This is a genomic window from Bradyrhizobium sp. P2_E8 (assembly GCF_056403875.1).
On record NZ_JBFUES010000368.1, the window covers coordinates 1 to 6,772 of the forward strand.

The 6,772-nt window shown below is 66.7% G+C and carries 6 protein-coding genes; 2 read left to right on the forward strand and 4 right to left on the reverse strand.

Annotated features, from left to right (window positions below; all coding sequences use genetic code 11):
• Nucleotides 1–548: 548 nt before the first annotated feature.
• A complete protein-coding gene (locus AC1D00_RS20575; protein ID WP_477011927.1) occupies nt 549–785 on the reverse strand; it encodes a DUF1127 domain-containing protein in 237 nt (78 codons plus the stop codon).
• Between the two features lie 185 nt (nt 786–970).
• Here AC1D00_RS20575 and AC1D00_RS20580 point away from each other — a divergent pair, with 185 nt between their 5' ends.
• Nucleotides 971–2,314: an aminotransferase-like domain-containing protein gene (locus AC1D00_RS20580; RefSeq protein ID WP_477011928.1), complete on the forward strand. Its 1,344-nt coding sequence runs from the start codon at nt 971–973 to the stop codon at nt 2,312–2,314.
• 70 nt (nt 2,315–2,384) lie between these two features.
• On the opposite strand, the gene AC1D00_RS20585 is transcribed toward AC1D00_RS20580, so the two are convergent.
• Together AC1D00_RS20585 and AC1D00_RS20590 are read right to left on the reverse strand one after the other, a co-directional pair.
• The gene (locus AC1D00_RS20585) at nt 2,385–2,984 is read right to left on the reverse strand and encodes a YdcF family protein (protein ID WP_477011929.1); all 600 of its coding nucleotides are present in this window, start codon (nt 2,982–2,984) and stop codon (nt 2,385–2,387) included.
• Between the two features lie 63 nt (nt 2,985–3,047).
• Complete coding sequence (locus AC1D00_RS20590; RefSeq protein ID WP_477011930.1) at nt 3,048–3,635, reverse strand: hypothetical protein; 588 nt, start codon at nt 3,633–3,635, stop codon at nt 3,048–3,050.
• 79 nt (nt 3,636–3,714) lie between these two features.
• Here AC1D00_RS20590 and AC1D00_RS20595 point away from each other — a divergent pair, with 79 nt between their 5' ends.
• Nucleotides 3,715–4,149 carry a hypothetical protein gene (locus tag AC1D00_RS20595; RefSeq protein ID WP_477011931.1) on the forward strand — a complete coding sequence of 145 codons (435 nt, stop codon included), beginning with the start codon at nt 3,715–3,717 and terminating at the stop codon, nt 4,147–4,149.
• 5 nt (nt 4,150–4,154) lie between these two features.
• Here AC1D00_RS20595 and AC1D00_RS20600 read toward each other — a convergent pair whose 3' ends face one another.
• On the reverse strand, nt 4,155–6,554 hold the full coding sequence (locus tag AC1D00_RS20600; protein WP_477011932.1) for a bifunctional diguanylate cyclase/phosphodiesterase: 2,400 nt from the start codon (nt 6,552–6,554) through the stop codon (nt 4,155–4,157).
• Between the last annotated feature and the right edge of the window lie 218 nt (nt 6,555–6,772).

Genomic DNA, 6,772 nt, shown 5'->3' on the forward strand with positions numbered 1-6,772 from the left:
GGTGTGATCGGCGTACGGCCAAATCGTGTCGTCCTGGCGCCCGGGGTCTGTGCGCCAAGTCTTGCGGTGATATGTGCGGYCCGACCGGGCCGWGCGCATCAGCCATCCGCAAGGCGACGGGGGCAATAGTGCATCGCTCCCCGGGGAGAGCACGACATAARCCGTTCCAACCATCCGCGCAGGGAAGGCCGGGATGCTCCGGTTGCCCTGTTTCCCCGCTGTGCATCGTAGCGCAAKCCGCGTTTGGCATGGCGGCCAATGGGAGCCARCCGGCTCCCGGCCTTCCCTGCGCCCTCTTTCATTGAGGGTGAGGCGGCGAAGCAAAGCTCGGGCGAAACGCGCCGCGAGAGGGCAAAGGTGTGTCTGCGATGAGAGCGCGAGCTAAAGGAGCGACAGTGCCACCCACATGCTCCGTCATTGCGAGCGCAGCGAAGCAATCCAGAGTCGCTCCGCGTCGGCAGTCTGGATTGCTTCGCTCCGCTCGCAATGACGATGTGGAGACATTTTACGTCACCACGCCCGGACCTGCCGGGCGTCGTGACAAAGCCTTACAGATACCGCGACAGTTCGGCTTTGAACTGGCCGTAGACCGCGTCCTCGATCTGGCTGCGGTTGATCCCGATGTCGCGCAGGGCGCGGTCGTCGAGTTCGTTCAGCGTCTTGACGGCGGAGCGGCGCTCCAGGCGGTCGAGCATGGCTTGGGTGGCGTTGGCGAGCGCGCGGAAAAATCCGCTCGACGAGGATGGGCGTAAACTCCGCCCGGCAGTTTGCGAGATCGTGGTCATTTTTCTTCTCCGGACTTCTGTCCACGCGGCGAAACGGATGCCGTTGGCGCAGACGCTGGGAGCGCCTGCACCTCATTTGCCATCGGATTGCTCTCGCTCTCCTCGGCTCAATCGCGGACCTTGATGGAACTTAAATGCTCCAGTACATTACTCGGAGCAAGGAAAACATTGCTCTCGGTGCAATAATGTCCAAGTTCGAGTACGTGAAGCTTGCCGATGCCATTGCCTCGGATATCTCTAATGGCACGTTAAGGCCCGGCGACCGGCTGCCGCCGCAGCGCAATTTTGCCTATGACCGCGGCATTGCGGTCTCGACCGCGAGCCGGGTTTATACCGAGTTGCTCCGCCGCGGCCTCGTGGTCGGCGAGGTCGGCCGCGGCACCTTCATCTCCGGCGACATCAGGCGCGAGGTCGAGGCGCTGAGCGAGCCGCGCGACGCGCGGATCGACTTCGAGGTCAATTATCCGCTGCTGCCGCAGCAATGGGCCATGATCGCCAAGAGTCTTGCGGGGCTCGAGCGCGTCGACGCGCTCGAATCCGCGCTGCGCGTCTCGACCAGCACCGGCACCAAGAGCGCGCGCAACGCGGCCGCCGCCTATCTCGCGCGCAAGGATTTTGCGCCGCAGGCCGAGCAGATCGTCTTCACCGCCAACGGCAAGCAATCGCTCGCGGCCGCCCTCGCCGCGCTCGTCCCCACCGGCGGCCGCTGCGGCGTCGAGGCGCTGACCTATCCTTACGTCGAGAGCATCGCGGCGCGGCTCGGCGTGACGCTGGTCCCGATTCCGATGGACGAGCACGGCGCACGGCCCGACGCGATCCAGAAGGCGCATCGCGAGGCGCATCTGTCGGCGCTGTATCTCCAGCCCATCATCCAGAACCCGCTCGGCGTCACCATGAACGCGACGCGGCGCGCCGACATCATGCGCGTCGCCGAGAAGCTCGATCTCACCATCATCGAGGACGCCGTCTACGGCTTCCTCGCCGACGACACGCCGCTGGCCGCACTCGGGCCGGACCGCTGCATCGTGATCGACAGCCTGTCCAAGAAGGTCGCGCCCGGCCTTGCGCTCGGCATCCTCGTCACCCCGCCGCATCTGCGCGAGAGCGTGATGAGCGCGGTCCGCACCGGCGGCTGGATCGCCTCCGGCCATGCGCTCGCATCGGGGCAGCGGCTGATGGCCGACGGCACCGTCGCCGAGCTGACGCGCCTGAAGCGTATCGACGCCGCGCGCCGCCAGCAGACCGCGGCAAGGCTGCTGGCCGGCTACCAGTTCGCCGCCGACCCGCGCTCCTATCATCTCTGGCTCACGCTGCCGCCACACTGGCGCTCGCAGACCTTCGTTGCCGCAGCCGCCAGGCGCGGCATCGCGCTGACGCCGTCCTCGACTTTTGCAATCGCGCATGGTCACGCGCCGAATGCGGTGCGTCTCGCGCTCGCCCCGCCCACGTTCGAGCAGCTCGATTCGGGCCTGCGCACGCTCGTCTCGCTGCTCGGCACCAAGGAAGAGGATTTTGACTCGACGGAGTAGCCAGAGCGCTTTCGCGCGAAGTGGGATACCGGTTCGCGAAGAAAACGCGTCAAAACCAGAATCCTGTCCGTCAGCCCTGCGGCCATTCCGCGATAAAGCCCCTCGCCTTGTACGGCTCGATCTTGTCCCATTCATGCAGGACACGACGACGAAATTCGACGTCGGTGTGCCAGAGCGCGCGCGGCGTCGCAAAGCTGTCGACGGTGAGCAGCATCTTCTCGACCTCGGGCCAGTGCCGGTGCAGCGTCATCGGGTAGCGACGCGCGGTCCAGGTGTTGCCGAGGCAGATCACGCTGCGGATATTTTGCAGCCCAAGCGCCGTATCGATGACTGGCAGCGAGAAGATCACGTTCTCGCCGGTGTTCATCGCGCCATGTTCCTCGAGGATCCGGTCCGCCGGAATGCCCGCCGCGGCCATCGCCGCCTTGATGATGGTGCACTCGGATTGCTCCGAGCCCGGCGTCACGCCGCCGCTGACGATCGACCAGCGGAACAAGCCCTCGCGCCACAGCCTTGCGGCAGTGTCGGCGCGCAGTGCGACGTCCTCGCGGGTGCCGAACATGAACAAGAGGTCGGCCGGCCGGAGGGCCGTGTCGATCAGATGCGTGCGGTTGATCCTGGCGATCTCGTCCGCCGCAGGCAGGCGCGTACTGCGATTCAGGGCTGGCATGGCGGCACGATGCGACACCGGCACCGGGGCGCGAAGTCACGTTTGATTGCGGCCGATTGCAGCTTAAGGCAACAGGGATCTCGGCACGCGATCGAAGCTGTAGCTCTGGGGCTGGTTGCGCCGCACGAAGCCGCCGACCTGCCAGGCGAACAGCGCGGCAAAGCCGAGGATGAACAGCGCGCCGGCGAACGCGCCGATCATGAGCGCGCGGACCAGGAGCCCGGTCATCGCCACCGTCAGCACCGCCATGAACGCCAGCACCGCGGCATAGGTGTTGCGGCCGAGGCCCGCGGTCAGCACCGCGCGGCTGCCTGCTTTCGCCATCCGCGCATGGAGCTCGATGATGAAATCGCGAAAGCCGTTGTCCTGCGGCGCCATCAGCGCCGCGGTCTGCCAGCTCGTCGACAGGATCGCGATGCGGCCGCCACCGCTGCGGCTGATATCGGCGCGAAAGCGATGCTGCTGCATCGACACCGGGCGGAACGACAGCCTGACAGCGCTGATCTCGTCATAGCGCCACAGGCCGGAACGGCCGCCGATGTGCCAGGACAGCCCGGCATCGGTCAGCTCGAAACGATGCGCCGAGCCGATCAGCGACGCCTTGTAGGCGTAGCTCGCACCTGGGGCGCCTTGCGTGTCCGAAACCTGCATCTCGACAATCGACCCCGTCCGCGCAATCCCGCCTGCGACCCGCTTGCGCGGTCGCCCTCGCCCATCCTACAAGCGGGGCATGGCTGAGACGACCTTTTTTCCGCGCCGCCTGATTCTCGGTGCAGCCGTGATCTGCGGCGTGCTGCTCGCGCTCGCGGTGCACATGTTGGGCGCGCGCTACGGGCTCGACCTCGGCGGCCTCTGGCGCTCCGACACGCATGAGTTCATTCCGGCCGGCGCCGCGATCGCCTGGTGGCTCATCGCAACGGTCGGCTTTTCTGGCGGCTATTTCACGGCGACGTTGATGCAGAGCGCCGCTGACGGCCAGATCCCGCAACGGATGCGGCAATTCCTGATCGCGGTCGGCGTGCTCCTGCTTGCGGGTGCCGGCCAGGTGGCCTCGGCACCGAGCCCGATCCCGACGGTCGCGGGCGTGCTCGCCGGGCTCGCCGCGCTGTGCCTTGGCGCCGTGATGGCATTCTGCGGCGCGCATTTCGCCCTGCGCCGCGGCTGACCTTTCTACGCCGACGCGCGCAGCCGCGGGCGCTCCAGCATCAGCGCCACGTCCGAGGCAGGCCGCGGCTTGCTGAACAGGTAGCCCTGCGCCTGGGTACAGCCCTCGCGCCTGAGCAGCTCGAGCTGCGCGTCGTTCTCGACGCCTTCCGCGGTGGTCACGATGCCGAGGCTGCGGCCGAGCCCGGTTACGGCACGGATGATCGCCATGGAATCCTCGCGCGTCGCGAGCTCGGACACGAAGGAGCGGTCGATCTTGATCTTGTCGAACGGAAAGCTGCGCAAATAGCTCAGCGACGAATAGCCGGTGCCGAAATCGTCGAGCGAGATGCGCACGCCCATGGCGCGCAGCTCGTGCAGGGTAGTCAGCGTCGCCTCGCTATTCTGGAGCAGCACCGATTCGGTGATCTCGAGCTCGAGCCGGCGCGCCGCCAGTCCCGAGGCGGTCAGCGCCTCGGTCACGGATGCGATCAGATTGGGGTTCTTGAACTGCACCGGCGACAGGTTGACCGCGACGTCGATATCGTCCGGCCAGGTGGCCGCGTCGGCGCAGGCGGAGCGCAGCATGAATTCGCCGAGCTGGACGATGAGTCCGGTCTCCTCGGCCAGCGGAATGAAGTTGATGGGGGCGATCAGGCCGCGCTGCGGATGGTTCCAGCGCAGCAACGCCTCGAAGGCGACGACGCGACCACTGGCGACGTCGCGGATCGGCTGATAGTACGGCTGGAACTCGTCGCGTTGCAGCGCCGCGCGCAAATCCATCTCCAACAGACGCCGCGCCTGCGCGCGCGCATCCATGCCAGTCTCGAAGAAGCGGTAGGTACCGCGGCCATCCGCCTTGGCGCGGTACAGCGCGAGGTCGGCGTTCTTCAAAAGCTCGTCCGGATCGCTGCCGTCCTGCGGCGACAGCGAGATGCCGATCGAGACACCGATGACGATCTGATGGCCGTCGATCTCGTAAGGCGCCGAGATCGCCTCGACGAGGCGGCCGGCAAGGGACCTCGCCGCAGCCTCCTCCGACCGTCCGATCTGGACCACGGAGAATTCGTCGCCGCCAAGCCGCGCCACCGTGTCGCTTTCGCCGACGGTCGCCCTCAGCCTGCGGCCGACCTCCTTGAGCAGCGCATCGCCGATGGGATGGCCGAGCGAGTCGTTGATATCCTTGAAGTGGTCGAGATCGAGGCAGAGCACCGCGAGCTGGTCGCCCGAACCCGCCCGGCGCAGCCCCTGCTCGAGCTGCTCGTGGAACAGCACGCGGTTCGGCAGACCGGTCAGCGCGTCATGACGCGCCATGTGCGAGATCTTCGCCTGCGCCTCCAGCCATTCGGTGATGTCCTCGAAGGTCGCGACCCAGCCGCCGCCCTGCATCGGCTGGTTGACGACCCGGATGGAGCGGCCGAACCGGTTGACGATCTGGCTGGTCGTGCGGCCCTCGCGCGCGTCGACCACGAGGCGCGCGAAGAATTCATTCGCGTCGCCTTGCCACTGGCCCTTGGCCTGCTCTTCCCGCAGCACGTCGACCAGCAGGCGGCCGGCGAGCGCGATATCGGTGCGACGAAACATCGCCGCGTAGCGCTCGTTGAACAGCATGATCTTGCCGTCCGCGTCGAACATGCACAGCCCCTGCGACATATTCTCGAGCGCGGTATCGAGCACGACCTGCTGGCGTCCCAGCTCGCCCTTGGCACGGCGGTCGAGCACAGCTGCTGCGAGCGCGATCGCGATGATTGCAGCGGCAGCGCTGGCGGTGAGGATTGACAATGAGGCCGGCGGAATCGACAGGCCGCTGATGACGATCGCAGGATCCGGCGCCAGCTCCACGGCGCCCATGGCGGTGAAATGATGCGAGACGATGGCAACGGTCAGCAGCACCGTCGCGCCGAGCGCATTCGCCAGGCTGTCGCGCCGCCCCGCAACGACCAGCGCAAGCGATCCAAAGATAACGCCAAGAATGATCGAGACCGTCACGGTGGCGGTCTCCCAGCCGATGCGCGCGGGAATCTCGAGCGCCATCATGCCGGTGTAATGCATTGCGGCAACGCCGCCACCAACGACGGCGCCACCGAGCGCGACCGGGATCGCCCGCATCGCCGACACCGAGATGCTCAGCCCGACGAAGGTGACCGCGATCGCGAAGATCAGCGACAGGACGGTCACGGGGATGTTGTAGGCGCCGCCGGCGCCGGGCCCGTAAGCCTGCATCGCGATGAAATGGGTTGCCCAGATGCCGCAGCCGGCAACGATGGCGTCGAGCGCGATCCACGAGACGCGGGCACCCCCGCTCGCCGCCCGCGCGCGGTAGAACAGGCTTATCGCCGCCGCGCTCGCGAGCAGGCACACCGCCCCGCCGAGCGCGACCAGACGCCAATCATGCTGGTCCGTAAGACAGTAGAGAACTTGATACATTGCCGGCCCCTATCGGACCTGCACTTAGAACCGGCAGAGGTGGACAGTCGGTAACCGGCTATGTCCTCGTTCCGGGGATGGTGAACGGAAGATGTGCGCCTTTACTCATATTGTTCATCCTCGCGACGGCGCGCCGATCCCGATCACGGCAGCAGCGAGCAGCAGGACGGCGGCCGATACGACCAGCGATGCGTGCAGGCCGGCCATGAACGCACCTT

Bases quoted from the DNA above. Each gene is read 5' to 3' on its own strand.
- AC1D00_RS20575 (WP_477011927.1), bottom strand. From the start codon at position 785: ATGACCACGATCTCGCAAACTGCCGGGCGGAGTTTACGCCCATCCTCG.
- AC1D00_RS20580 (WP_477011928.1), top strand. From the start codon at position 971: ATGTCCAAGTTCGAGTACGTGAAGCTTGCCGATGCCATTGCCTCGGAT.
- AC1D00_RS20585 (WP_477011929.1), bottom strand. From the start codon at position 2,984: ATGCCAGCCCTGAATCGCAGTACGCGCCTGCCTGCGGCGGACGAGATC.
- AC1D00_RS20590 (WP_477011930.1), bottom strand. From the start codon at position 3,635: ATGCAGGTTTCGGACACGCAAGGCGCCCCAGGTGCGAGCTACGCCTAC.
- AC1D00_RS20595 (WP_477011931.1), top strand. From the start codon at position 3,715: ATGGCTGAGACGACCTTTTTTCCGCGCCGCCTGATTCTCGGTGCAGCC.
- AC1D00_RS20600 (WP_477011932.1), bottom strand. From the start codon at position 6,554: ATGTATCAAGTTCTCTACTGTCTTACGGACCAGCATGATTGGCGTCTG.